At 71.7% G+C, this 25,062-nt stretch carries 21 protein-coding genes and 1 pseudogene; 11 read left to right on the top strand and 11 right to left on the bottom strand.

The window, feature by feature from the left end; all coding sequences use genetic code 11:
• Positions 1-12 precede the first annotated feature (12 nt).
• Positions 13-921: an acyltransferase domain-containing protein gene (locus tag ACZ4MF_RS02630; protein WP_467489092.1), complete on the bottom strand. Its 909-nt coding sequence runs from the start codon at positions 919-921 to the stop codon at positions 13-15.
• A gap of 110 nt (positions 922-1,031) precedes the next feature.
• Here ACZ4MF_RS02630 and ACZ4MF_RS02625 point away from each other — a divergent pair, with 110 nt between their 5' ends.
• The gene (locus ACZ4MF_RS02625) at positions 1,032-1,355 is read left to right on the top strand and encodes a DUF6343 family protein (protein ID WP_467489090.1); all 324 of its coding nucleotides are present in this window, start codon (positions 1,032-1,034) and stop codon (positions 1,353-1,355) included.
• A 35-nt stretch (positions 1,356-1,390) separates the two neighbouring features.
• Here ACZ4MF_RS02625 and ACZ4MF_RS02620 read toward each other — a convergent pair whose 3' ends face one another.
• The 4 genes from ACZ4MF_RS02620 to rpsA form a co-directional block, all read right to left on the bottom strand.
• Positions 1,391-1,771 carry a tetratricopeptide repeat protein gene (locus tag ACZ4MF_RS02620; RefSeq protein ID WP_356021210.1) on the bottom strand — a complete coding sequence of 127 codons (381 nt, stop codon included), beginning with the start codon at positions 1,769-1,771 and terminating at the stop codon, positions 1,391-1,393.
• 50 nt (positions 1,772-1,821) lie between these two features.
• A complete protein-coding gene (gene coaE / locus ACZ4MF_RS02615) occupies positions 1,822-2,433 on the bottom strand; it encodes a dephospho-CoA kinase (RefSeq protein ID WP_467489088.1) in 612 nt (203 codons plus the stop codon).
• Between the two features lie 45 nt (positions 2,434-2,478).
• Positions 2,479-3,417, bottom strand: coding sequence for a PAC2 family protein (locus ACZ4MF_RS02610; protein ID WP_356021206.1), 939 nt, complete (start codon positions 3,415-3,417; stop codon positions 2,479-2,481).
• Positions 3,418-3,596: 179 nt separating this feature from the next.
• Positions 3,597-5,087, bottom strand: a complete 1,491-nt coding sequence (gene rpsA / locus ACZ4MF_RS02605) for a 30S ribosomal protein S1 (RefSeq protein WP_201838872.1) — start codon at positions 5,085-5,087, stop codon at positions 3,597-3,599.
• Between the two features lie 225 nt (positions 5,088-5,312).
• Between rpsA and ACZ4MF_RS02600 the strand changes: the two genes are divergently transcribed.
• Together ACZ4MF_RS02600 and hrpB are read left to right on the top strand one after the other, a co-directional pair.
• Positions 5,313-6,287 (top strand): class I SAM-dependent methyltransferase, encoded by a 975-nt coding sequence (locus tag ACZ4MF_RS02600; protein ID WP_467489085.1) that lies wholly within the window; start codon positions 5,313-5,315, stop codon positions 6,285-6,287.
• A 92-nt stretch (positions 6,288-6,379) separates the two neighbouring features.
• On the top strand, positions 6,380-8,935 hold the full coding sequence (gene hrpB, locus ACZ4MF_RS02595; RefSeq protein WP_467489083.1) for an ATP-dependent helicase HrpB: 2,556 nt from the start codon (positions 6,380-6,382) through the stop codon (positions 8,933-8,935).
• On the opposite strand, the gene pgfA is transcribed toward hrpB, so the two are convergent.
• The 4 genes and pseudogenes from pgfA to ACZ4MF_RS02575 form a co-directional block, all read right to left on the bottom strand.
• Positions 8,925-9,917 (bottom strand): cell envelope lipid trafficking protein PgfA, encoded by a 993-nt coding sequence (gene pgfA, locus ACZ4MF_RS02590; protein ID WP_467489081.1) that lies wholly within the window; start codon positions 9,915-9,917, stop codon positions 8,925-8,927. The genes hrpB and pgfA overlap by 11 nt on opposite strands.
• Positions 9,918-9,938: 21 nt before the next feature.
• Positions 9,939-10,073, bottom strand: a complete 135-nt coding sequence (locus ACZ4MF_RS02585) for an SPW_0924 family protein (RefSeq protein ID WP_467489079.1) — start codon at positions 10,071-10,073, stop codon at positions 9,939-9,941.
• A 142-nt stretch (positions 10,074-10,215) separates the two neighbouring features.
• Positions 10,216-11,961 (bottom strand): lytic transglycosylase domain-containing protein, encoded by a 1,746-nt coding sequence (locus tag ACZ4MF_RS02580; RefSeq protein ID WP_467489077.1) that lies wholly within the window; start codon positions 11,959-11,961, stop codon positions 10,216-10,218.
• Positions 11,962-12,354: 393 nt separating this feature from the next.
• Positions 12,355-12,598: pseudogene (locus ACZ4MF_RS02575) on the bottom strand (DUF4184 family protein); the annotation flags it as partial.
• Between ACZ4MF_RS02575 and ACZ4MF_RS02570 the strand changes: the two are divergent.
• Entirely contained in the window at positions 12,580-13,044 is a 465-nt protein-coding gene (locus ACZ4MF_RS02570; RefSeq protein ID WP_467489075.1) for a hypothetical protein, read from the top strand. The pseudogene ACZ4MF_RS02575 and the gene ACZ4MF_RS02570 sit on opposite strands and share 19 nt — an antisense overlap.
• Here the strand turns inward: ACZ4MF_RS02570 and ACZ4MF_RS02565 are convergent.
• Entirely contained in the window at positions 12,953-13,378 is a 426-nt protein-coding gene (locus ACZ4MF_RS02565; RefSeq protein WP_467489073.1) for a hypothetical protein, read from the bottom strand. The two genes, ACZ4MF_RS02570 and ACZ4MF_RS02565, sit on opposite strands and share 92 nt — an antisense overlap.
• 259 nt (positions 13,379-13,637) lie before the next feature.
• A complete protein-coding gene (gene polA, locus ACZ4MF_RS02560) occupies positions 13,638-16,364 on the bottom strand; it encodes a DNA polymerase I (protein WP_467489071.1) in 2,727 nt (908 codons plus the stop codon).
• A gap of 203 nt (positions 16,365-16,567) precedes the next feature.
• Here polA and ACZ4MF_RS02555 point away from each other — a divergent pair, with 203 nt between their 5' ends.
• The 7 genes from ACZ4MF_RS02555 to ACZ4MF_RS02525 all read left to right on the top strand — a co-directional run bounded on the left by ACZ4MF_RS02555 (position 16,568) and on the right by ACZ4MF_RS02525 (position 25,057).
• On the top strand, positions 16,568-18,880 hold the full coding sequence (locus tag ACZ4MF_RS02555; RefSeq protein ID WP_467489069.1) for an FdhF/YdeP family oxidoreductase: 2,313 nt from the start codon (positions 16,568-16,570) through the stop codon (positions 18,878-18,880).
• A 62-nt stretch (positions 18,881-18,942) separates the two neighbouring features.
• A complete protein-coding gene (locus ACZ4MF_RS02550; protein ID WP_356021186.1) occupies positions 18,943-19,434 on the top strand; it encodes a PaaI family thioesterase in 492 nt (163 codons plus the stop codon).
• A 53-nt stretch (positions 19,435-19,487) separates the two neighbouring features.
• Complete coding sequence (locus ACZ4MF_RS02545) at positions 19,488-19,973, top strand: hypothetical protein (protein WP_467489067.1); 486 nt, start codon at positions 19,488-19,490, stop codon at positions 19,971-19,973.
• A complete protein-coding gene (locus ACZ4MF_RS02540) occupies positions 19,970-20,632 on the top strand; it encodes a Tat pathway signal sequence domain protein (protein ID WP_467489065.1) in 663 nt (220 codons plus the stop codon). Before ACZ4MF_RS02545 ends, ACZ4MF_RS02540 begins: the two co-directional genes overlap by 4 nt.
• A 285-nt stretch (positions 20,633-20,917) precedes the next feature.
• A complete protein-coding gene (locus ACZ4MF_RS02535; protein WP_467489063.1) occupies positions 20,918-22,156 on the top strand; it encodes a branched-chain amino acid ABC transporter substrate-binding protein in 1,239 nt (412 codons plus the stop codon).
• A gap of 112 nt (positions 22,157-22,268) precedes the next feature.
• A complete protein-coding gene (locus tag ACZ4MF_RS02530) occupies positions 22,269-23,201 on the top strand; it encodes a branched-chain amino acid ABC transporter permease (RefSeq protein ID WP_467489061.1) in 933 nt (310 codons plus the stop codon).
• Positions 23,202-23,206: 5 nt separating this feature from the next.
• Positions 23,207-25,057 carry a branched-chain amino acid ABC transporter permease gene (locus ACZ4MF_RS02525; RefSeq protein ID WP_467489059.1) on the top strand — a complete coding sequence of 617 codons (1,851 nt, stop codon included), beginning with the start codon at positions 23,207-23,209 and terminating at the stop codon, positions 25,055-25,057.
• The last annotated feature ends 5 nt before the right edge of the window (positions 25,058-25,062 follow it).

Raw genomic sequence — 25,062 nt, 5'->3', positions numbered from 1 at the left:
GGCCTGTGCCGTTCAGCCGGGGAACGGGAACCATCCGTGCCCGATGTACCAGTGGCCGCCGGCCCGCAGATGGTCCCCCACCGCACGCTCCACGGACGTGCGTCGCGGCAGCTCCGCGACCGGCAGTCCGGGATCCCCGAAGACGAACTGGACGGGCTCGGTGTCGGCCGGTTCGCAGTCCTCGCGAGCGGTGCGGAACCGGTCCTGGAACCGGATGATGTGGGAGTCGGCCGGCAGATAGCGTCTCAACTGCCGGTCCAGCAGCCAGGAGTGGCACAGCGCCGCCACCGGCCGCTCCTCGGGGAAGTGCCGGGCGAAGAACTCACGGGCCCACGCGAGCGAGCGGTCGCAGGCGGCCGGGGTCAGCGGGCCGTGGAAGTCGGGGATGTGCAGGTTCAGACAGGGTGTGCCGGGCACCGCGGCCGCTCCGGCCGCCGCGATCACCGGCGCCGAGCGCTGCCCGAGCCGCGCCCGCTCGAACTGCAACCGGCCCAGCTGGAACAGCTCACCACGGAAGTGCCGGACCAGCCAGCACCGCGCCTGCACGCCGGTCGTCCCGTGCCGTCTGCGGTGTGCCGCCATGTGCCGGCCCAGGTCGGCCAGGGTGCGCCGGGAGATCTCGGGCGGGATGCCGCGGTCCCGGTGCCGGGCGAGGGTGCGCGGGGTCGCGGCGAGGAAGACGTATGCGGGGAAGGTACGGCTCAGCTCCTGCGGCGCCGCGTCGAAGGGTTCCGCCAGGTCGGGCGGGTGGCCGGTGCCCTCCGGGCCGCGGAACAGCACCTCGACGCACTCCTCCACGAGCCGCAGCAGGCCCGGATCGGCGGCGATGCTGCGCAGCCCGGCCACCAGGCCGTTGATGTCCTCGTGCGGCACGGCGAGGTCGAGGAGCAGTTCGGGCAGGTCGTCGGCGTCCGGCAGCACGGGATCCCCCTTCGGTGAACGACGTGCCACCGGCATGCGAGGGCCCGATGCGCAGCGTTGGTGAACGTCGTTCCCGAAGAGTACGTTGCAGGGAGGAGTGGTGGTGTCCCATGCGTACGGGCAGTGAACCGTCGACCGCGCGCAGTGCGCTGCGGGCGCGGTTCTGGCTGAGCGTGTGGGGGCTGGTCTGGTCGATCTTCGGCACGGCCGCGTTCGTGCTGGCCGGGCGCCCCGGCTGGGCGGCGGCCTGCGGGGTGCTGTGGCTGGTCGTCACCGTCGACATGACCATGATCCTCCGGCACATGCGGCAGGGGCCGCACTACCAGCCGGGCCGTGACGTACCGCCGTACCCGCCGCCGGACGACGTGCCGCCCTACCGGCCGCCGCGGAACCGGCCGCCGTACCCGCACTGGCCGAGGCACCGGCATCCGTGACCGCCCCCGGCACGGGACGCCGATCGCGGGGCCGGTCAGTCGTCGAAGCGGGCCGCCTTCAGATACTGCGGATTCGGGTCGAGCGCGGCCGCCAGCCGGAAATGGCGTTTGGCCTGGTCGGAGCGGCCCTGGCGTTCGTAGGTGCGGGCCAGCGCGAAGTGCGCGAACGCGTTGTCCGGCTCGCGCTCCAGCACGATGGTGAACTCCAGCTCGGCGGGCCGCAGTTGCGCCGCCGCGAAGAAGGCTCGCGCGCGGAGCAGTCGGGCTGCGGTGTTCTCCGGGTGTGCGGCGATGACTCCGTCGAGAAGTTTCACCGCGCCCCGCGGGTCCCGTGAGTTGAGCAGCTGCTCGGCTGCACGGAAGTCGATGACATGCGTTTCCGGAGTACGTCCGGTGGAACCGCTGGTCTCGGGCACGGCAGAGTCCTTCCCTCACTCGGAGCGTTCAACGCCCGGTCAGGGGCCCGCTATTCCGCGGACGCCTCGCGAGCGCGTCGTACGAGCTCGTCCCACACGTCGGCGACACGCTTGTGCAGCGTGTCCAGGGGGACGTCGTTGTCGATCACGATGTCCGCTGTCTCCCTGCGCTGTGCGCGCGTGGCCTGCGCGGCCATGCGTGCGCGTGCGTCCTCCTCGGTCATTCCGCGCAGCCGTACCAGCCGGTCGAGCTGGGTCTCGGGGCTCGCGTCCACGACGATCACGAGGTCGTAGAGCGGCGCCAGACCGTTCTCGGTGAGGAGGGGTACGTCATGGATCACGACGGCATCGGGGGCCGCGGCCTCCTCCAGTTCACGGGAGCGGAGACCGACCAGGGGATGCACGATCGAGTTCAGCACGGCGAGCTTCTCGGGGTCGGCGAAGACGACGGACCCGAGCCGGGGCCGGTCCAGGCCGCCGTCGGCCGCGAGGACGTCCGTGCCGAAGGCCTCGACCACGGACGCGAGACCGGGGGTGCCCGGCGCCACGACCTCGCGCGCGATGCGGTCCGCGTCGATCAGCACGGCGCCGCGCTCCACGAGCAGCCGGGACACCTCGCTCTTGCCGGCGCCGATGCCACCGGTCAGGCCCACTTTCAGCATGTGCCGAAGCTTAGGCCCTGCCACTGACAACGGAACCGGCGGAGGTCAGTTGTCGCCCTCCCGCTCGGCCAGGAAGCGCTCGAACTCCCGGCCGATCTCGTCGGCGGACGGAATCTCCGCCGGCTCCGCGAGCATGTTGCCCCGGGTCTCGGCGCCGGCCGCGGCGTCGTACTGGTGCTCCAGGCCCTGGACGAGCGCGGTCAGTTCCTCGTCGCCCTCCCGGATCTGGCGGTCGATCTCCGTCTGCGTGCGGTGCGCCTCCGTGCGCAGCGCGTGCGCCACGCCCGGGAGGACCAGGCCGGTGGCGGCCGTGATGGCCTCCAGCACGGTGAGGGCCGCGTCCGGGTACGGGGAGCGGGCGATGTAGTGCGGGACGTGCGCGGCGACGCCCAGGACATCGTGCCCGGCCTCGCTGAGGCGGTACTCCACCAGCGACTCGGCGCTGCCGGGCACCTGGGCCTCCTCGAAGGGGCTGCGGTGGCCGGGGACGAGATCGGTGCGGTTCCCGTGCGGGGTGAGGCCGACCGGGCGGGTGTGCGGCACGCCCATGGGGATGCCGTGGAAGTTCACGGACAGGCGCACGCCGAGCCGCTCCACGATCTGCCGTACGGCGGCGGCGAAGCGCTCCCACTCCACGTCGGGCTCGGGCCCGGACAGCAGCAGGAAGGGGGCGCCCGTGGTGTCCTGGACGAGGCGGACCTCCAGGGTCGGGTCCTCGTACTCGGTCCAGTGGTCCCGCTTGAAGGTCAGCAGAGGCCGGCGGGCCCGGTAGTCCACGAGCCGGTCGTGGTCGAAACGGGCGACGAGCTGGTGGGGCAGTGAGTCGAGCAGCCGGTCGACGATCTGGTCGCCGGTCTCACCCGCGTCGATGTATCCGTCGAAGTGGTAGAGCATGACAAGGCCGGCCGACTCCTGGGCGAGCGCCATGTCGACAACGGCGAGGCCCTTCGGCTCCCATGCGTACAAACCCTGCGGATCAAGCACTGTGACCGCTCCTCCTCGTGTTCCTCAGGGTCAACGCCCTCTGGACCGGGGGCATTCCCGCCCGGCACTTTCCTGATCAAGGAAGCAGGCGTCAGTCCCCGGAGAACGCCTGAGGGGCCGCACCTCGGAAGGTACGGCCCCTCAGGACCAGCTATCGGCTAGGCCTCAGCGGTGAGCGTTCAGCTCTGGCCGCCCGCCAGCTTCTCGCGCAGCGCGGCCAGCGCCTCGTCCGAGGCCAGCGCACCGGAGGTGTCGGCGCCCTCGGAGGAGTACGAGCCACCGGTCGCGGCCGGAGCCGCAGCCTCGCCGCCCTCGGCCGCGGCAGCGGCGTCGGCCTCGCGGGACTTGATGACCTGCTGCTGGTGCTGCTCGAAGCGGGTCTGCGCCTCGGCGTACTGGCGCTCCCACTCCTCGCGCTGCTTCTCGTAGCCCTCGAGCCAGTCGTTGGTCTCGGGGTCGAAGCCCTCGGGGTAGATGTAGTTGCCCTGGTCGTCGTAGGACGCGGCCATGCCGTACAGGGTCGGGTCGAACTCGACCGAGGCCGGGTCGGCACCGAAGGACTCGTTGGCCTGCTTCAGCGAGAGGCTGATGCGACGACGCTCGAGGTCGATGTCGATGACCTTGACGAAGATCTCGTCGTTGACCTGGACGACCTGCTCCGGGATCTCCACGTGGCGCTCGGCCAGCTCGGAGATGTGGACCAGACCCTCGATGCCCTCGTCCACGCGGACGAACGCACCGAACGGAACCAGCTTGGTGACCTTACCCGGGACGACCTGACCGATCTGGTGGGTCCGGGCGAACTGCTGCCACGGGTCTTCCTGGGTCGCCTTCAGCGACAGGGAGACGCGCTCGCGGTCCATGTCCACGTCGAGGACCTCGACGGTGACCTCCTGGCCGACCTCGACGACCTCGGACGGGTGGTCGATGTGCTTCCAGGACAGCTCGGAGACGTGGACCAGACCGTCGACGCCACCCAGGTCCACGAAGGCACCGAAGTTGACGATCGAGGAGACCACGCCGGAGCGGACCTGACCCTTCTGGAGGGTCGTGAGGAACGTCTGGCGGACCTCGGACTGGGTCTGCTCCAGCCAGGCACGGCGGGACAGGACCACGTTGTTGCGGTTCTTGTCCAGCTCGATGATCTTCGCCTCGAGCTCCTTGCCCACGTAGGGCTGGAGGTCGCGGACGCGGCGCATCTCGACCAGGGAGGCCGGGAGGAAGCCGCGGAGGCCGATGTCGAGGATGAGACCACCCTTGACGACCTCGATGACGGTACCGGTGACGATGCCGTCCTCTTCCTTGATCTTCTCGATGGTGCCCCAGGCACGCTCGTACTGGGCGCGCTTCTTCGAGAGGATCAGGCGGCCTTCCTTGTCCTCCTTCTGGAGGACGAGGGCCTCGATCTCGTCACCGACGGCGACGACCTCGTTGGGGTCGACGTCGTGCTTGATCGAGAGCTCGCGGCTCGGGATGACACCTTCGGTCTTGTAACCGATGTCGAGCAGGACCTCGTCCCGGTCGACCTTCACGATGACGCCGTCGACGATGTCGCCGTCGTTGAAGTACTTGATCGTCTCGTCGATCGCGGCGAGGAAGGCTTCCTCGTTACCGATGTCGTTGACCGCAACCTGCGGGGTGGTGGCGGTGGTCTCGGTGCTGCTCGTCATGTGGGAAAGGGCTCCGGTACGGACATTGAAGTCGTAGGTACTGCTACGCCGGGAGCCCGTATCGCTCTGATGAAGCCGGACAGCCAAGGAAGCGCCACACAAAACCGCTGGTGGCGCCTCGACAACCGAGGGGACATACAACAGATGCGAGCGCAGCCTGCTACGTCTGAGGTGCGCAGGCCCGCAGCGCAACTTGTAGCATACGGGGGCAGCCGGACAGGGTCAATGCGCGAAGGCGCACACGGGGGGCGGATCGCCGTATACCCGGCAGAAGAAACGTCCCGGGTGGCCGTACGCAGGCCTCCGGGACCCTTCCGTGGCAGACCCCGGCGGGTTGGACGGAAGAGTACGACGAGGGAGCCGATCATCCAAGAGCCGGAAAGCTATGACCCGGGCAACACCGTGGATTCCACCTCGGAAGCCACACGGCGTGACGCCGGTGTCACGGAGAGCGCGCGGGCCAATCGGGGCTGGTGGGACCGTAACGCGGACGAGTACCAGGTCGAACACGGCACGTTCCTCGGCGACGACCGCTTCGTGTGGGGTCCGGAGGGCCTGGACGAGGTGGAGGCCGAGCTGCTCGGCCCGCTGGAGGAGCTGAAGGGCAAGGGGGTCCTGGAGATCGGCGCGGGCGCGGGCCAGTGCGCACGCTGGCTGGCCGCCCAGGGGGCCCGGCCGGTGGCGCTGGACCTCTCGCACCGCCAGCTCCAGCACGCCCTGCGGATCGGCGGATCGTTTCCCCTCGTCTGCGCGGACGCCTCCGCGCTGCCGTTCGCGGACGGCTCCTTCGACCTGGCGTGTTCCGCGTACGGGGCGCTGCCCTTCGTCGCGGACCCGCGGCTGGTGCTGCGCGAGGTGCGCCGGGTGCTGCGGCCGGGCGGGCGGTTCGTCTTCTCGGTGACGCACCCGATCCGCTGGGCGTTCCCGGACGAGCCGGGCCCCGAGGGCCTGTCGGTGTCCTCCTCGTACTTCGACCACACGCCGTACGTGGAGCAGGACGAGCAGGGCCGGGCGGTCTACGTCGAGCACCACCGGACGCTCGGCGACCGCGTCCGGGACGTCGTGGCCTCCGGTTTCCGGCTGGTGGACCTCGTGGAGCCGGAGTGGCCGGCCTGGAACACCTCGGAGTGGGGCGGCTGGTCCCCGCTGCGCGGGAGCCTGCTCCCGGGCACGGCGATCTTCGTGTGCGAGCGCGACTGACCCTCACCGGCGTTCTCCGTGCCTCTCTTCGCCTGCGAAGGGAGGCACACGCGCGCGTGGGGCCCGTTTCCCGTCGTACGACACTGGGGGGCGTGATCCGTTACGACGCCCTGGACGCGCTGCCCGTGCGCTCCGCCCTGCCCGACCTGACCGACGCCCTGGAGGCGGGCGGCACCGCCGTCCTGGTGGCGCCGCCCGGCACCGGCAAGACGACGCTGGTGCCGCTGGTGCTGGCGGGGCTGGTCGGTGGCGGTACGGCGCGGCGGGTCGTGGTGGCCGAGCCGCGGCGGATCGCGGCGCGGGCGGCGGCCCGGCGGATGGCGTGGCTGCTGGGCGAGAAGCCCGGTGAGAGCGTGGGCTTCACGGTGCGCGGTGAGCGGGCCGTGGGGCGGCACACGCGCGTGGAGGTCGTGACGACCGGTATGCTCCTCCAGCGGCTGCAACGGGACCCGGAGCTGCCGGGCGTCGACGTCGTCGTGCTCGACGAGTGCCATGAACGGCATCTGGACGCCGACACGGCGGCCGCCTTCCTCTGGGACGTGCGCCAGACGCTGCGGCCGGAGCTGCGGCTCGTGGCCGCGTCGGCGACGACGGACGCGGCGGGCTGGGCCCGGCTGCTCGGCGGGGCACCGGTGGTCGAGGCGGCGGGCGTCGCGCATCCGGTGGAGGTGGTGTGGGCGCCCCCGGCGCGGCCGGTACGGCCGCCGCACGGGATGCGGGTCGATCCGGCGATGCTGGCGCACGTGGCGTCGGTGGTGCGGCGGGCGCTGGCCGAGCGGGCGGGCGACGTGCTGTGTTTCCTGCCCGGTGTCGGCGAGATCGCGCGCGTGGCCGGGCAGCTCGGGGACCTGGGGGACGTCGAGGTGCTCCAGGTGCACGGGCGGGCGCCGGCCGCGGTGCAGGACGCGGTGCTGGCGGGCGGGCGGCGGCGCCGGGTCGTGCTGGCCACGTCCGTCGCCGAGTCGTCGCTGACCGTGCCCGGGGTGCGCGTGGTGGTCGACGCGGGGCTGGCGCGGGAGCCGCGGGTGGACCACGCGCGCGGACTGAGCGGGCTGACGACCGTACGGGCGTCGCGGGCGGCCGGGCGGCAGCGGGCCGGGCGCGCGGGGCGTGAGGCGCCGGGGGCGGTGTACCGGTGCTGGACCGAGGCCGAGGACGGCCGTCTGCCCGCGTATCCGGCGCCGGAGATCAAGCTGGCCGACCTGACCGCGTTCGCCCTTCAGACGGCCTGCTGGGGCGATCCCGACGCCTCCGGGCTGGCGCTGCTGGATCCACCGCCGGGTGGGGCGATGGCGGCCGGGCGCTCTGCGCTGGCGGCCGTGGGGGCGGTGGACTCCGCCGGGCGGGCCACGGGGCTCGGGGTGCGGTTGGCGCGGCTGGGGGTGCACCCCCGGCTGGGGCGGGCGTTGCTGGACACCTCGGGTGCGGGTGCGGAGGTGGTCGCGCTGCTCTCCGAGGAGGTGCCGCGGGACTACGGGGACGATCTTGCCGGTGCGTTGCGACGTGCGCGGCGTGGGGGTGATGCCTACGCCGGGCGGTGGGCCGCGGAGGTTCGGCGGCTGCGGGCCGTCGCCGCCGATCCTGCCCGCCCGCCGGCCCGGGACTCCGGGTCGGATGACTCCCGAGCGGACGGCTTCCGGTCGGAGAGTGCCGTTCACGTGGGGCCGGGCACCGAGGTCGACCAGCTCGCCGGACTCGTCGCCGCGCTCGCCTTTCCCGAGCGGGTGGCCAAGCTCGACGGCGGGTCGTACCTCATGGCTTCCGGGAACCGGGCCGAGCCGGCCGACGGGTCGGCGTTGCGCGGGGCGCCGTGGATCGTGGTGGCCGTCGCCGACCGGCCCGGCGGCACGGGGCACGCGCGTGTGCGGCTCGCGGCTGCGGTGCGGGAGGACGTGGCCCGGTCCGCCGCCGGGTCCCTGCTGAGCGAGCGGGACGAGGTGCGCTGGGACGGCGGGGATGTCGTGGCCCGGCGGGTCGAGCGGCTGGGGGCGATCGAGCTGGCCGTGCGGCCGCTGCGGGACGCCGAGCCCGCCCTCGTGCGCGCCGCTCTCCTCGACGGCCTCCGGCAGGACGGGCTCGGGCTGTTGCGCTGGTCGCCGGGGGCGGAGACGCTGCGCCGGCGGCTGGCCTTTCTGCGAACGCATCTCAGGGAGCCATGGCCGGACGTGTCCGACGACGCGCTCCACGCGCGCGTGGACGAGTGGCTGGAGCCGGAGCTGAGCCGGGCTCGCCGGCGGGCCGATCTCGCGCGGATCGACGCCGGACAGGCGCTCACGCGGCTGCTGCCGTGGGCGAGCGGGGAGGCGGGCCGGCTCGACGAGCTGGCGCCGGAGCGGATCGCCGTACCCAGCGGATCCAGCATCCGGATCGACTACGACGATCCCGAACGGCCGGTGCTCGCCGTCAAGTTGCAGGAGATGTTCGGGCTGGACGAGACACCGGCCGTGGCGGGGGTGCCGCTCCTGGTGCATCTGCTCTCCCCTGCCGGGCGTCCCGCCGCTGTCACGGCCGACCTGGCCTCCTTCTGGAAGGACGGCTACAAGGGCGTCCGCGCGGAGTTGCGCGGACGGTATCCGAAGCATCCGTGGCCCGAGGACCCGGCGACCGCCGAGCCCACCCGGCACACCAACGCGCGGCTCAGGCGCTGACCGGCTCCGGCTCCGCCGACTGCGCCGGGGCGGGATCCTGGGGGTGGCGGGAGCGGGCCTCCAGGAGGAGGGAGAGCGCCAGGAGCAGGATCCCCAGGACGAGCGAGCCCCAGGGGACGTAGGAGGTGAGCGCCAGGACGAGGGTGCGGTTGTGCTTGACCAGGGCGACCGTGTGCTCGATGTAGTCCTCGCGCATCTTCACGGTACCGGCGAACGCCGTGACACTCGCCCGGCCGCCGAGCAGGGTGCCGCCGCGCAGTTCCTCCTTGTGGTCCTCCTCGCCGTAGACGGGCGCGCCGGTGACGGGCTCGACCCAGAACTTGCGGACCGTGCTGTACCAGCGGGTCGTGCCCGTCCTGGCCACCGACTCCGGCGTGATGCCCTGCACGGGCATCGTCTTCGGCATGGGGACCTTGGTCCAGGGGATGGTCTGCTCGAAGTAGTAGACCTTCAGGCCGCGGAAGGTCTGCGTGCCCTTGTAGTGGATGGGGCTGGTGGTGCGGGTCTGGGCGTCGAAGTACTCGTAGTCGCGCTTCTGGGTCAGGAAGGGCCACTTGAACTCGATGCCCTGGCGGGTGACCGGGTCGCCGTCGACCATCTCGCCGGTGGCGTGCACGGGGTCCTGGGTGTGGGCGTCGAAGATGTAGCGCTCGGGGACCTTGGAGACCATCTTGCCGTCGGGGCCCTGGACGAAGGACAGGCTGTCCCAGACGACGACCGGCCGCCCCGCCGTCTTCTCGATCCTCTTCGCGGCCGCCACGTTGCCCTTGAGGGTCTGCACGATGGTGACCTCGGGGACCTTCCTGGCCTGCATGGTGCCGTAGTCGAGGAGGGTGGCGTCCTTGGCCTCCAGGACCATGTCCTGGTACTGGTTCGCGGGGATCCTCGCCAGGCGCGGGAAGGCGTACCAGCGCATCAGCGGGGACAGCGCCGCGCAGAAGACGGCGCAGGCGAGCAGGATCAGACTGGCCTTGCGGCGCATCTCGGCCTCCCTGCCGGTCGGTTAGGGGTGCGCGGGCACCGTGGTCAGCAGCGGTTTCGGGGAGGTCGCGCCGTCCGGTGTGCCCATCGCGGTGATCGTGAGGACCAGGGCGACCGCGACGACGAGACCGGTCGCGGCGGCGATCAGGGCGCGCATACGGCCTCCCGACAGGCCTGAGCTGATACTCCGTCAGGTCCGGCACCGTAGCAACGCCCGGGCGAGAAGAGAACACGTTGCACGCATGGATGAGGGGCGCCCCACCGCCGTGGCGGAGGAACGCCCCTCGGGCGACGAGCGGTTACGCGGACGGGCTCGGCGACGGGCTGGGGCTCGCCGAGGTGTCGGCGGCGGCGACCTTCAGCTCGACCGTGAGGACCGCGCCGCCGGTGGTGGTGATCCGGAGCAGGAAGGTGCCGGTGGCGTCGTCGGCGTACAGCTTCGGCAGCGTGAGCAGGCCCTTGGCGTCGGTCTGGAGACCGGTGAGGGTGCGGACCGTCTTGCCCTTCGCGTCCTTGAAGTAGGGGCCCTTGTCGTTCTCGCTCGGGTCGAGGGGCGACTTGATCAGGGTGGCGGTGGCCGCGACCCTGTCCGCGACGGCGCCCTTGTACGTCGCCTTCACCTGGACCTGGTCGGCGAACTCGCCGCCCGGAGTGCAGGTCAGCGGGGTGTCGCCGGTGCGGGTCAGGGTGTCGGCGGCGCGCGCGGTGACGGTGGCCGTGTAGTCGACGCCCTGGGTCGAGCGGCCCACGACGGTCGCGGTGACCTTGAAGTCGCCGGTCTTCTCGCCCGCCTGGAGCGCGGGGGCGAGGGCGACGCCCTTGGCGTCCGTGACGACCGTGGCGACGCTCTCGCCGCCGGCGAACGCGGTGTCGGTGTCGCCGCTGATCGTGAACCGGATGCGCACCTTGGCGACGGCGTTGCCCAGCTTGGTCGCGGCGCGGGTGGAGATCCGCTCGGTGAAGGTGTCGCCGGCCATCGCGGTGAGCTGGGTGGTGCCCGCGTTCTCCAGGTGGTCCACCGTGTCCGTGGGGGTCGGTGTGGGCGTCGGCGCGGGCGGCTTGGACGGGGTCGGGCCGGGGCTGCCGCCTCCGCCGGGCTTGCCCGGTGCGCTGGGCTTCGGGTGCGGCTTCGGGCCGGGCTCGGCCTTCGGTGGGCCAGAGGGCGTCGGCGACGGTGACGTGGTGCGCCCGGTGCCGTCGTCGCTGCGGTGGCTGGGCAGGCCGCCGGTGCCGTCGGGCACGGAGTGGCTGCCCTTGCGGTAGTACTCCAGCCAGCTCAGAACCGTGTTCAGGTAGTCCTGCGAATTGTTGTAGCTGAGGATCGCGCTGCTCAGGTCGGCCTCGCGCGAAAGGTCCCAGCCGTTGCGGCACAGGTAGTGCCCTGCGGCGAGGGCGGCGTCGTAGACGTTGTTGGGGTCCTTCTTGCCGTCGCCGTTGCCGTCGCGGCCGGCCCAGGCCCAGGTCGACGGGATGAACTGCATCGGGCCGACGGCCCGGTCGTACGCGGCGCTGCCGTCGTACGCCCCGTGGTCGGTGTCCTTGATGAGCGCGAAGCCGTTGCCGTCGAGCACCGGGCCCAGGATCGGGGTCAACGTGGTGCCGTCGGCGCTGACCCGGCCGCCGTCGGCCTGGCCCGACTCGACCTTGCCGATGGCGGCGAGCAGTTGCCAGGGCAGGTTGCAGTCGGGCTTGGAGGAGCGCAGTTCGGCCTCGGCCTTCTTGTAGGCGTCGAGGACCGTCGCGGGTATGCCGGCCTCCCCGTCGCCCTGGGGGACCGGGGTGCCCGCGGTCGGCGTGGAGCTGGGGCTCGGGCTGGGGTTGGGGCTGTTCAGCGGCGGAAGGTCCGTGTAGTACGGCGAGTTGCCGGTGGCGCCGCCTCCGTCCGCGCCGGGTACGGGAGCGGAGGCCCCGGCCGCCGTCTGTCTGCCGTGGTCCCCGCCGGTCGCTCCCGGAGCCTGGGACGCGGACAGAGCCGCGACCGCCGCCGCGGCCACGGCGGTGGTCGCCGCCCCCTTGCGCAGCCGCCTGCCGAAATGCGCCGCCATAAAGTGACCCCTCCTGTGGACGCCCCTGCGTCCGTCTCCGTCCGTCCGTCTCGCTCTGGTGTGACGGTTGACCCGGCGCTCCGGTTGCGTCTGTTGCACCGTGCCCGCTGTGCGGTGCGTGCGCCCGGCGCGCCGGTCCGGCGCCGCTCGCGACCCTACGGCAACTTGTCTGACACGGGCACCTGTTCACGTCCGGTTTTCACCGGTTGGCCGACTCTCGTTCCTGCCCGCGGGCGCTCAGGGAGGTCCCGCACACTGAACGGGCCTGATCACCGCCACCGGTGGCACGGCCAAGGACCCTTCGAGGGGGCCCTGTTGCCGTTCACACTCAGCCATGCGGCGGCCGTCCAGCCGGCGGTGCGCCGGGACGGGACCGGGCGCGGCCCGCTGGTAACGGCGGTGCTCGCGTGGCGCACCGCAGCGCAGCAGCGCGGCCGGCCGCCCCTGCGCGGCCCGGGGCAACAGCGCGAGCAATGGTTCGCGGACCAAGCAGCCACAGTCCCACCAGCGCCCAGGCGATGAGCACATCGACCGTGACGACCCCGAAGAACGCGTGTGTGACCGCGCCGAACTCCATGCCACCGGGCAGGACATTCGCCGCGCAGAAGGTCATGTCGGGTGCGAAGGAGCCCGCCACGGACCCGGCTGATTCCGGACGTCGAACGGGACCGGCCGCTGGGCGTGCCGCTGGTCGCGTGGCTCCGGTACGGCTCGTCCGTGGCGGGTGCGGCCGTGCTCGCCGCGTTCGCCGTACGGGCGCTGCGCAGGCTGCCCGGCGGGGAGCCGGCGGGGGTGCCGGTGCTGTCCGTGCGGGACCGCTGGTGGGCCGGGGTGCTCGTCGGCGGCTGCGCGGCGGCCGGGGCGGTGCAGCGGGTGGCGCGGGAGTGGGCGGGCGGGGGTGCTCCGGCCCGGCCGGGGGACCTGGTGGCGGCCCTGTGTTTCGGGGTGGGTGCGGGGCTGGTCCCGGGGCTGCTGCTGTACGCCGCCGGGGTCAGGGCGTGGCGTCCGGTCCCGGCGCCGGACGGTCCCGGGGATCGCGGCGCGGCGGCCGCTGCGGCCCGGCGCCGGCCCGCCGGTCGGTGAGGGAGGCGACGAAGACCGTGAGGGTGGGCCGGGGGCGCGCTCTCGGGACGAGGCTGAGCGCGAGGGCGAGGTAGCCGCGGGCCAGGTCGGCCCACTGGCGCCAGTCCGGAACGCGGTCCGCACGGGCGGCCGGACCGGCGCACCTGCGGCGCAGGTCCGCGGTGGCCGTACGGACGGTCCTCGCGAGGTCGACGGGGACACGGGCTGTGCTGGCGCCGGCCGCGAGGGGTGGGACCGGCGAGACAGGCAGCCGGGCCTGCGTCGAGGAGATGCCTTGCCAGGCCGCCCGGGTGTGGGCCTCGGGCGTCCGGCGGTGAAGCATGCGTATACCCATGCCCGCAGTGTTGCGGCTGCGGGGGGTGCGGGGCGTTTTGGCGGGGGCCACGTGAGTGACGGCCCTTGCGGGGGAGGCTTGGCCGGTTCGCCGTGGTGGTGTCGGTCGGGTGCTGCGGGTGGGTGGGGGTCCGGGCGGGTGGGGTCCGGGTGGGTTTCGGCGGGTGGGCTTCGGCGGGTGCGGAGAAAGTCCCCGCACCCGAAGAGGGGCGCCATCCCGGGCCTTCGCCGGCAACGCCCCTCCGCCGAAGCACCGCGGGCTAGTGCGCCGCGGACTCCCAGTCCGGGCCCGCGCCCACCGAGACGTCCAGGGGGGCCTTGAGATGGACGGCGTTCGCCATCTCGCGGCGGACGAGCTCCTCCGCGGCCCGGTGCTCGCCGGGGGCGATCTCCAGGACGATTTCGTCGTGGACCTGGAGGAGCATCCGGGATTTCAGGTCCGCCGCCCGCAGCGCGCTGTCCACCTTGAGCATGGCGATCTTGACGATGTCCGCCGCCGTCCCCTGGATGGGGGCGTTGAGGGCCATGCGCTCGGCCGCCTCGCGGCGCTGGCGGTTGTCGCTGTTGAGGTCGGGGAGGTATCGGCGGCGGCCGAAGAGGGTCGCCGTGTAGCCCGTCGCCCGGGCCTCGTCGACCGCGCGGCGGAGGTAGTCGCGAACCCCGCCGAAGCGCTCGAAGTAGGTGTCCATCAGGGCGCGTGCCTCGCCCGCGTCGATGTTCAGCTGCTGGGAGAGGCCGAACGCGGACAGGCCGTAGGCGAGGCCGTACGACATCGCCTTGATCTTGCGGCGCATCTCCGCGTCCACCGCGTCCCGCTCGACCGCGAACACCTGGGAGGCGACCGTGGTGTGCAGGTCCTCGCCGGAGGTGAACGCCTCGATCAGGCCCTCGTCCTCGGAGAGGTGGGCCATCACGCGCAGCTCGATCTGGCTGTAGTCGGCGGTCATCAGGGACTCGAAGCCGTCGCCGACCACGAAGCCGCGGCGGATCGCCCGGCCCTCGTCGGTGCGCACCGGGATGTTCTGCAGGTTCGGGTCCGTGGAGGACAGCCGGCCGGTCGCGGCCACCGTCTGGTTGAAGGTCGTGTGGATACGGCCGTCGGCCGCGATGGTCTTGATCAGGCCCTCGACCGTGACGCGCAGCTTGGCCTGCTCGCGGTGGCGGAGCATGATGACCGGCAGTTCGTTGTCGGTCTGGGTGGCGAGCCAGGCCAGGGCGTCGGCGTCCGTGGTGTAGCCGGTCTTGGTCTTCTTGGTCTTCGGCAGGGCCAGCTCGTCGAAGAGGATCTCCTGGAGCTGCTTGGGCGAGCCCAGGTTGAACTCCCGGCCGGCGGCGGCGTGGGCCTCCTTCACGGCCTGCTGCACCGCGCCCGCGAAGGTCTGCTCCATGGCTTCCAGGTGCGCCCGGTCGGCCGCGATGCCGTGCCGCTCCATACGGGCGAGCAGGGCGGAGGTGGGCAGCTCCATGTCGCGCAGCAGGTCCGCCGCGCCGACTTCCGCCAGGCGGGTCCCGAAGGCCCCGCCCAGGTCGAGGACCGCGCGGGCCTGGACCATCAGGGCCTCGGCCTCGGCGCCGTCGTCCGCGCCGAAGGCGAGCTGGCCGTCGGCCGCGGCGGCCGGGGCCAGCTCGCGGTGCAGGTACTCCAGGGACAGCGCGTCCAGGTCGAAGGAGCGGCGGCCCGGCTTGACCAGGTACGCGGCGAGCGCGGTGTCCATGGCGACGCCGTCGACGCTCCAGCCGTGCTCGGCGAAGACGCGCATGGCGCCCTTGGCGTTGTGGAACACCTTGGGGCGGGCGGAGTCGGCCAGCCAGGCCGCGAACGCGTTCTCGTCGGCCTCGTCCAGCTCGGCCGGGTCGAACCAGACGGCCGCTCCCCCGGCCGCGGCGAGGGCCACCTCGGCGACCGAGCCGGTGCCCAGCGCCCAGGTGTCGACCGTGGCCACGCCCAGGGTGTCGGCACCGTGCCCGGTGAGCCAGGGAGCCAGCTCGCCGGTGCCCAGGACCGCGCCGTCGATCTCCACGCCCTCGGTGGTGACCGGGGTGGTCTCGGCCTCCTCCGCGCCGGGGTCGACGGCGTAGAGCCGCTCGCGCAGCGACGGGTTGCGGATCTCCAGGGTGTCCAGGATCATCGCGACGGTCTTGCGGTCGTACGGCGCCCGCTCCAGCTCGGCGACCGTCTTCGGCAGCTCGACCGCGCGCTCCAGCTCGGTCAGGACGCGGTTGAGCTTGACCGACTCCAGGTGGTCGCGGAGGTTCTGCCCGGCCTTGCCCTTGACCTCCTCGACGCGCTCGACCAGCTCGGCGAAGGAGCCGAACTGGTTGATCCACTTCGCGGCGGTCTTCTCGCCCACGCCGGGGATGCCGGGGAGGTTGTCGGAGGGGTCGCCGCGCAGGGCCGCGAAGTCGGGGTACTGGGCGGGCGTCAAGCCGTACTTCTCGAAAACCTTCTCCGGGGTGAACCGGGTCAGCTCCGAGACGCCCTTCGTCGGGTAGAGCACCGTGATGTTCTCGGTGACCAGCTGGAAGGAGTCGCGGTCGCCGGTGACGATGAGCACCTCGAAGCCCGCTGCCTCGGCCTGCGTGGCAAGGGTGGCGATGATGTCGTCCGCCTCGAAGCCCTCGACGGCGAAGCGGGGCGCGTGCATCGCGTCGAGCAGCTCGCCGATCAGCTCGACCTGGCCCTTGAACTCGTCCGGGGTCTTGGACCGGTTCGCCTTGTACTCGGTGAAGCGCTCGGAGCGCCAGGTCTTGCGCGAGACGTCGAAGGCGACCGCGAAGTGCGTGGGCGCCTCGTCACGCAGGGTGTTGGCCAGCATCGACGCGAAGCCGTAGATCGCGTTCGTCGGCTGGCCGGTCGCGGTCGTGAAGTTCTCCGCGGGCAGCGCGAAGAACGCGCGATAGGCCAGCGAGTGCCCGTCCATGAGCATCAGCCGGGGACGGGCGGCGCCGGGGGTCTGGTCGGTCTTCTTCGCTGCTGTCTCTGCCACGTCCCCGATCCTGCCACGCCGCACTGACACTCCGTTCCGGGGCGGCCGAGGGTCGCGGCGCGGTCACTCGCTGTGCGGGCGGTGTCGCGGGAGCGGGGAGGAGCAGGGGACACGGAGAGGAGGAGACCGGGGCGGCACCGTTGTCGGTGGCCCGTGGGAGGATCGGCGACGCACACGCACACGCAGTCGGAGGGGAGCGGGCGATGGCGACGAAGCCGCCCAAGGGTGATCCGGTCCAGGACGCGCCGCAGGTCGAGGAGCCGAAGCACGCGGCCGCGGGGCTGTCGGCCATCGGCCACACCCTGCGCATCGCCCAGCGGCAGATGGGCGTGCGGCGCACGGCGCTGACGCTCCTGCGGGTGAACCAGAAGGACGGGTTCGACTGCCCGGGCTGCGCCTGGCCGGAGCCGGACCACCGGCACGCGGCGGAGTTCTGCGAGAACGGCGCGAAGGCGGTCGCCGAGGAGGCCACCCTGCGCCGGGTCACGCCGGAGTTCTTCGCCGCGCACCCGGTGTCGGACCTGGCCGGCCGCAGCGGCTACTGGCTGGGCCAGCAGGGGCGGCTCACGCACCCCATGTACCTCCCCGAGGGCGGCACCCATTACGAGCCGGTCACCTGGGAGCGCGCCTTCGACATCGTCGCCGAGGACATCGCGGCCCTCGCCTCCCCCGACGAGGCCGTCTTCTACACCTCGGGCCGTACCAGCAACGAGGCCGCGTTCCTGTACCAGCTCTTCGCGCGCGAGCTGGGCACCAACAACCTGCCGGACTGCTCCAACATGTGCCACGAGTCGTCCGGTTCGGCGCTCTCGGAGACCATCGGCATCGGCAAGGGCAGCGTCCTGCTGGAGGACCTCCACCAGGCCGACCTGATCATCGTCGCGGGCCAGAACCCGGGCACGAACCATCCCCGGATGCTCTCCGCGCTGGAGAAGGCCAAGGCGAACGGCGCGAAGATCATCAGCGTCAACCCGCTGCCCGAGGCCGGCCTGGCACGGTTCAAGAACCCGCAGACCCCGCAGGGCCTGCTGAAGGGCGCCGCCCTCACCGACCTGTTCCTGCAGATCCGCATCGGCGGCGACCAGGCGCTCTTCCGGCTCCTGAACAAGCTGATCCTGGAGACGGAGGGTGCGGTCGACGAGGAGTTCGTCCGCGAACACACCCACGGCTTCGCGGAGTTCGCCGAGGCCGCCCGGGCCGCCGACTGGGACGAGACTCTGGCGGCGACGGGCCTCACGCGCGCGGAGATCGAGCGGGCCCTGTCCATGGCCCTCGCCTCGAAGCGCACCATCGTCTGCTGGGCCATGGGCCTCACCCAGCACAAGCACGCGGTCCCGACCATCCGCGAGGTGGTCAACTTCCTGCTGCTGCGCGGCAACATCGGCCGCCCGGGCGCCGGCGTGTGCCCGGTGCGCGGCCACTCCAACGTGCAGGGCGACCGCACGATGGGCATCTTCGAGCGGCCCGCCCCGGCATTCCTGGACGCGCTGGAGAAGGAGTTCGGGTTCGCGCCGCCGCGCGCGCACGGCTTCGACGTCGTACGGGCCATCCGCGCCCTGCGCGACGGGGAGGCGAAGGTGTTCTTCGCCATGGGCGGCAACTTCGTCTCCGCCTCCCCGGACACCGAGGTGACCGAGGCCGCGATGCGGCGCGCGCGGCTGACGGTGCACGTGTCGACCAAACTCAACCGCTCGCACGTGGTCACCGGCGCGCGGGCGCTGATCCTGCCCACGCTGGGCCGCACCGAGCGGGATCTCCAGGCCGCCGGCGAGCAGTTCGTGACCGTCGAGGACTCGATGGGCATGGTGCATGCCTCGCGCGGGCGACTCGCGCCCGCGAGCCCGCTGCTGCGCTCCGAGCCCGCGATCGTCTGCGGCCTCGCCCGCCGGGTGCTCGGCGGGCACAGCGTGGTGCCGTGGGAGGAGTTCGAGAAGGACTACGCGACGATCCGTGACCGCATCGCGCGCGTGGTCCCCGGTTTCCAGGACTTCAACACGCGCGTGGCCCGGCCCGGCGGTTTCACGCTGCCGCACGCCCCGCGCGACGAGCGCCGCTTCCCGACCGCCACGGGCAGGGCGAACTTCACGGCGGCGCCGGTGGAGTACCCCGAACTGCCCGAGGGCCGGCTGCTGTTGCAGACCCTGCGCTCGCACGACCAGTACAACACCACGATCTACGGCCTCGACGACCGCTACCGGGGTATCAGGGGCGGCCGCCGGGTGGTGCTGGTGCACCCCGAGGACGCGCGGGCGCTCGGCTTCGCCGAGGGGGCGTACGTCGACCTGGTCAGCGAGTGGAAGGACGGCGTGGAGCGGCGGGCACCCGGCTTCCGCGTCGTGCACTACCCGACGACACGGGGCTGCGCGGCGGCCTACTACCCCGAGACGAACGTCCTGGTCCCGCTCGACGCCACCGCCGACACCAGCAACACTCCGGCCAGCAAGTCCGTCGTCGTACGTCTCGAAGATCACACCGGTGCGACGGCGGGTCGTCTGGAACAATCAGCGACCGACTGAGCGTTTGCTCAGCGAGCAGACAGCTGTGAGCGGACAGCTGGCCGACGAACGGAGCCGGGATCATGGGTGAGCAGCAGCGAGTGAAGTTCCCGCAGGAGGTCATCGACGAGTACGCGGCGCTCGGTGTCGACCTGCCCGCCCTGTTCTCGGCCGGACACCTGGGCACACGGATGGGCGTGCAGATCCTGGAGGCCTCGGCGGACAGGGTCGTCGGGACCATGCCGGTGGAGGGCAACACCCAGCCGTACGGACTGCTGCACGGCGGCGCCTCCGCGGTGCTGGCGGAGACCCTGGGCTCGGTCGGCTCCATGCTGCACGGCGGCAGCTCGAAGATCGCGGTCGGCGTCGACCTGAACTGCACGCATCACCGCGGGGTGCGCTCGGGCCTGGTGACCGGTGTGGCCACGCCCGTGCACCGGGGCCGGTCGACGGCGACGTACGAGATCGTGATCAGCGACGAGGAGGGCCGCCGGGTGTGCAGTGCCCGGCTGACCTGCCTGTTGCGGGACGCGCGGCCGGGCGACGCGGCGCAGGTGCCGCCCACCGCGGGCTGAGCGTCTCTCGCCGGGCCGTTGCCCCGCGCCGTCCCGCCCCTTAGCTTCAGGGCATGGGACAGCGAGGGGACCCCCGGCCGGGGGTGAGGTTCCCGCTGCTCGGGCCGGTGCTGCCCGCGCTGCTGGTGCTGCTCGCCACGGCCTGCCACGGGACCGGCGGCACCGGACGCCACACATCCGCGCAGCGCACCTCCTCACAGCACGCCCCCTCGCAGCACGCCCCCTCGCAGCACACCTCCGCGCACCCCACGGGCTCCGATTCGCCCTCCCCCGGCCCCACTTCCCCCGCCGACCTGTGCACCCGCCTGGTCTCCCACTGGTCGCGCGCGGTGCTGGACGGCACCACCTACGGCGACTACCAGTCGATGGGGCTGTCCAACGGGCAGTACGAGATCCTGCGTGAAGTCGTGGACGCCGCAAGGGTGGTGAAACGGCGCCAAGGAGCCGCTGCGGCAGACACGTTGCTCGACCGTCGGGCGCGGCAGGCCTGCGCCGACCGCTACCGGTACGGCGCTCCGAGCGAAAGCGCCTGGCAGTGAACGCCATCGGCCCCCTGGAGCCCGGCGAGGGCACGCGCGCGTGGGACACCGTGGAAACGGCCGGCCCGGCTCCCGGTCCAGCGAGCCGGATCCGCAGGGCCGCGGCGGCCCGGTTCGACCGCCACCGCCGCGCCGCCCTCGCCCTCACCGCGGCCGCCGCACTCCTGGGCGGTGGCGGCTACCTCTACGCCACCCGCCCCCGGCAGGCCGCGTCTCCCCCACCGCCGCCTACGCCGTATCCCGCTCAGATGGTGGACATGTTCTACGCGGGCGGCCGGCCCACTCCGCCCGGCGCACCGCCCCGCAGTTTCAGCTTCGCAGTGCTACTGAGAGTGGAGTCCGGGCCCGCGGTCACCGTGGCCCGGGTGACCCAGCCCTACGCGGGCCTGTCGCTGGTGACGACCCCGCGAACCCCCTTTGCCGCCAAGGAGAGTTCCGAGCGCAAGATCACGATAACGATGCACGTGACGGAATGCGGAAAAGTGCCCAAGGACGCCGGACTCCCTTTCCTGGACGTAACCCTGCGTAATGTGCGCGCAATGCAGATTCAGAGCTTCATCCTCGGTTCGCAGTATGCGCACCACCTCTCCCAGGCGTTGAAAGCCGCCTGCGACAACGAGATCACGTCATCACCAAAACCCCCGAGACGCCTGAATTGATCATGGTAATTCCTGCGGGTTCTCATCATCCGGACAGGGCGAACCGGACGGAATTCCGACCTTCCGCCCAGCGCGTACCGCTCTGCATTACGTCGTGTCATAACAAGAGAGTCACAGCCTCGGACAGGTACTCCTCCACGTTCCCTGCACACGCCTAGAGTCACCGCCAGTCACCGCGCCCGTCGGATTACCGCTTCGACTCGCCTTCAGGGCTTGTCATGTCGTTCAGGCGCGCGGCTCGGCCGTCTCCATGGGGAGGCGGTCGTCCTGGGGAAAGGACTGATCGTGCGTCAACGTTCGCTCATCGCCATCACCGCCGCGCTGGCAGCGGGAGCACTCACCCTCACCGCCTGCGGCTCGCGCGGCGGCGGCGGCGACAAGGGTTCCGACTCCGGAAAGGGCGGCACCACCGTCACCATCGGCGTCGACGCCCCGCTGACCGGCGACCTGTCCGCGCTCGGCCTGGGTATCAAGAACTCCGTGGACCTCGCTGTCAAGACGGCCAACAAGCAGAACCTCGTCAAGGGCGTCACCTTCGCGATCTCGGCCAAGGACGACCAGGCACAGCCCTCCTCCGGCCAGCAGAACGCCACCGCGTTCGTCGGCGACACCTCCGTCCTCGGCGTCGTCGGCCCGCTCAACTCCTCGGTCGCACAGTCGATGCAGAAGGTCTTCGACGACAACAAGCTGGTGGAGGTCTCGCCCGCCAACACCAGCCCGGACCTGACCCAGGGCACCAACTGGCAGCAGACAAAGGTGCGTCCGTACAAGTCGTACTTCCGCACGGCGACCACGGACGCCGTCCAGGGCCCGTTCGCCGCCCAGTACATCTTCAACAAGGCCAAGAAGAGCAAGGTCTTCGTCATCGACGACAAGAAGACCTACGGCGCCGGTCTCGCCAAGACCTTCACCGAGGAGTTCACGAAGCTCGGCGGCAAGGTGGTCGGCACCGAGCACATCAACCCCGACACCAAGGACTTCTCCGCGGTCGCCACCAAGGTCAAGAGCTCCGGCGCCGAGGTGGTCTACTACGGCGGCGAGTACCCGCAGGCCGGTCCGCTCAGCAAGCAGATCAAGTCCGCCGGCGCCAACATCCCGCTGATCGGCGGCGACGGCATCTACGACCCGACCTTCATCAAGCTGGCCGGCTCCGCCGCCACCGGCGACTTCGCCACCTCGGTCGGCGCGCCGGTCGAGACGCTGGCCTCCGCCAAGCAGTTCGTCGCCGACTACAAGGCGGGGGGCTACAAGGAGGACTACGCGGCCTACGGCGGCTACTCCTACGACTCGGCCTGGTCGATCATCGAGGCCGTGAAGAAGGTCGTCGACGACAACGGCGGCAAGCTTCCGTCCGACGCCCGCGCGAAGGTGGCCGCCGCGGTGCAGAACGTGTCCTTCGACGGCGTGACCGGCAAGGTCTCCTTCGACCAGTACGGTGACGCGACCAACAAGCAGCTCACCGTCTACGCCGTGACGGGCGGCGCCTGGAAGGCCGTGGAGTCCGGCACCTACAACGGCGGCTGACCCCACCCATCCGCACCGACCGAGCCGCGCGGGGCGCTGTTCCACTGGCGCCCCGCGCGCACTCGCATCCGGCTCCATCCGTCGAACGTCCGAACATCTCGGAGGACATGCGGTGAACGAACTGCCGCAGCAGCTGGTCAACGGCCTGCTACTGGGATCCATGTACGGGCTGGTCGCCATCGGCTACACAATGGTCTACGGCATTGTCCAGCTCATCAACTTCGCCCACGGCGAGATCTTCATGACCGGCGCGTTCGGCGCGCTCACGGTCTACGTCTACATCCTTCCCGACGGCACCTCGATGTGGGTGGCCCTGCCGCTGATGCTGATCGGCGCCGTCCTGGTCTCCGTCACCGTCGCCGTCGGGGCGGAACGGTTCGCCTACCGCCCGCTGCGCACCGCGCCGCGCCTCGCGCCCCTCATCACCGCCATCGGTCTGTCCCTGGCGCTCCAGCAGGCGGTGTGGGCCTGGTACCCGCAGGCGAAGTCCGCCCGCACGTTCCCCACCATTCCGGGCGGCCCCTTCGACATAGGCAACGTCACGATCCAGACCGGTGACATCTTCCTGGTGGTCGCGGCCCCGCTCAGCATGGCGTTCCTCGCCTACTTCGTGATGCGCACCCGTACCGGCCGCGGCATGCAGGCCACCGCCCAGGATCCGGACACCGCACGGCTGATGGGCGTCAACACCGACCGCATCATCGTGATCGCGTTCGCCCTCGGCGCCGCCTTCGCGGCCGTCGGAGGCGTGGCCTACGGCCTCAAGTACGGGCAGATCGACTTCAAGATGGGCTTCCTCCTCGGACTCAAGGCCTTCACCGCGGCCGTCCTCGGCGGCATCGGCAACATCTACGGCGCCATGCTCGGCGGCCTCGTCCTCGGTGTGGCCGAGGCCCTGTCCACCGCCTACATCGCGAACATCCCCGGTATGGACAAGTTCGGCAGCCAGTCCTGGGCAGACGTCTGGGCGTTCGTACTCCTCATCCTCGTGCTGCTGTTCAGGCCACAGGGCCTGCTCGGCGAGCGCGTCGCGGACAGGGCGTGACAGCGATGACCACACAGACCACACCGTCCGAGTCCCCCGAGTCCCCCGGGACCCCGGAGACTTCGAGCACCCCCGCCGCCGCCCGCACCGGCCTCATCGGCCTTCCGGCGTCGCTCGGCCGGGCCCTCGCCACCGGCGGCGGCGTCCTCACCATCGCCTCCACCTTCCTGTCCTGGACCTGGACCACCGACTTTCCCGGCGACCTCACCGTCTACGGCTACCCGGGCGGCCTCCAGGTCCTCGTCCTGATCGGCGGCGTCCTCACCACCCTGTTCGGCCTCGCCTCCTACGGCGTCAGGGGCCTTCGCGCACTGGCGCCCGGCAGCGCCGACGCCGCGCTGAAGATGGCCGCGCTCGGCACCTTCGGCGCCGCCTGGTACACCGTCATCGCCATCAGCGTGGAACTCGGCGGCCTGGTCAACCTGGACCCGGGCGGCGTCGTCGTCGCGATCGCCACGCTCGTCGCCCTGATCGGCGCGCTGGCCCTGCCGTTCACGCGGCCGGAGCCGGACCCGGTCGACCCCGACGACACCGGCTGGGAGCTGTTCCGGCACAAGGCCCGCCAGCGCTGGAGCACGTTCCGCGCGGCGTTCGCCGCCGAAACCCCGGCCCCGGCGCGCCCGTTGCCCTCCTGGGCCGAGATCCTCGTCATCGTCGCCGTCATGGCCGTGGGGCTGACCGTCTTCAGCTACGGCGTCGGCACGGCGTACGACGAGCTGTTCGTCGGCTTCCTGATCACCGCCGGCTTCGGTTTCGCCGCGGTCTCCAAGGCCGGGCTCGTGGCCCGTGTCTCGGCGATCACCGCGAAGCACCGGAACATCACCATGATCGGCGCCTTCGTCGCCGCCGCGGCCTTCCCGTTCACCCAGACCAGCGACCAGTACGCGACGATCGGCGTCTACATCCTGATCTTCGCGACCGTCGCGCTGGGCCTGAACATCGTCGTCGGCCTCGCCGGCCTCCTCGACCTCGGTTACGTCGCCTTCCTCGGTGTCGGCGCCTACACCGCGGCCCTGGTCTCCGGTTCGCCGTCCTCGCCGCTGCACGTGCACTGGCCGTTCTGGGCCTCGGCGCTGCTCGGCGCGGTCGTGGCCATGGTCTTCGGCGTCATCATCGGCGCCCCGACCCTGCGGCTGCGCGGCGACTACCTGGCCATCGTGACGCTCGGCTTCGGTGAGATCTTCCGGATCACCGTCCTCAACATGGACGGCACCTCGGGCCCGGACGTCACCAACGGCTCCAACGGCATCTCCTCGATCCCGAACCTGAACATCCTCGGCTTCGACTTCGGCGCGCAGCACCAGATCCTCGGCACCACCATCGGCCGGTTCGCCAACTACCTGCTGCTGATGCTGATCATCACCCTCGTGGTGGTCGTGGTGTTCCGGCGCAGCAGCGACTCCCGGATCGGCCGCGCCTGGGTCGCCATCCGCGAGGACGAGACCGCCGCACTCGCCATGGGCATCAACGGCTTCCGGGTCAAGCTCATCGCCTTCGCGCTCGGCGCCTGCCTGGCCGGGCTCTCCGGCTCCGTCCAGGGCCACGTCACCTACACGGTGACCCCGGAGCAGTACCAGTTCGCCTACGCCGTGCCGCCCAACTCGGCCTTCCTGCTCGCCGCGGTGGTCCTCGGCGGCATGGGCACCATCTCCGGTCCGCTGGTCGGCGCGTCCCTGCTGTACCTGATCCCGGCCAAGCTCCAGTTCCTGGGCGACTACCAGCTCTTCGCGTTCGGCGTCACCCTCATCCTGCTGATGCGCTTCCGCCCGGAGGGGCTCATCCCGAACCGGCGCCGCCAGCTGGAGTTCCACGAAGAGTCCGAGACGCCCGCCGTCCTCAGCAAGGCAGGGGCCTGACCACG

It is taken from the genome of Streptomyces sp. NPDC025793 (genome assembly GCF_055558375.1).
Note: the sequence above shows the minus strand (reverse complement) of the source record. Positions and strands in the feature narration are given on the sequence as shown.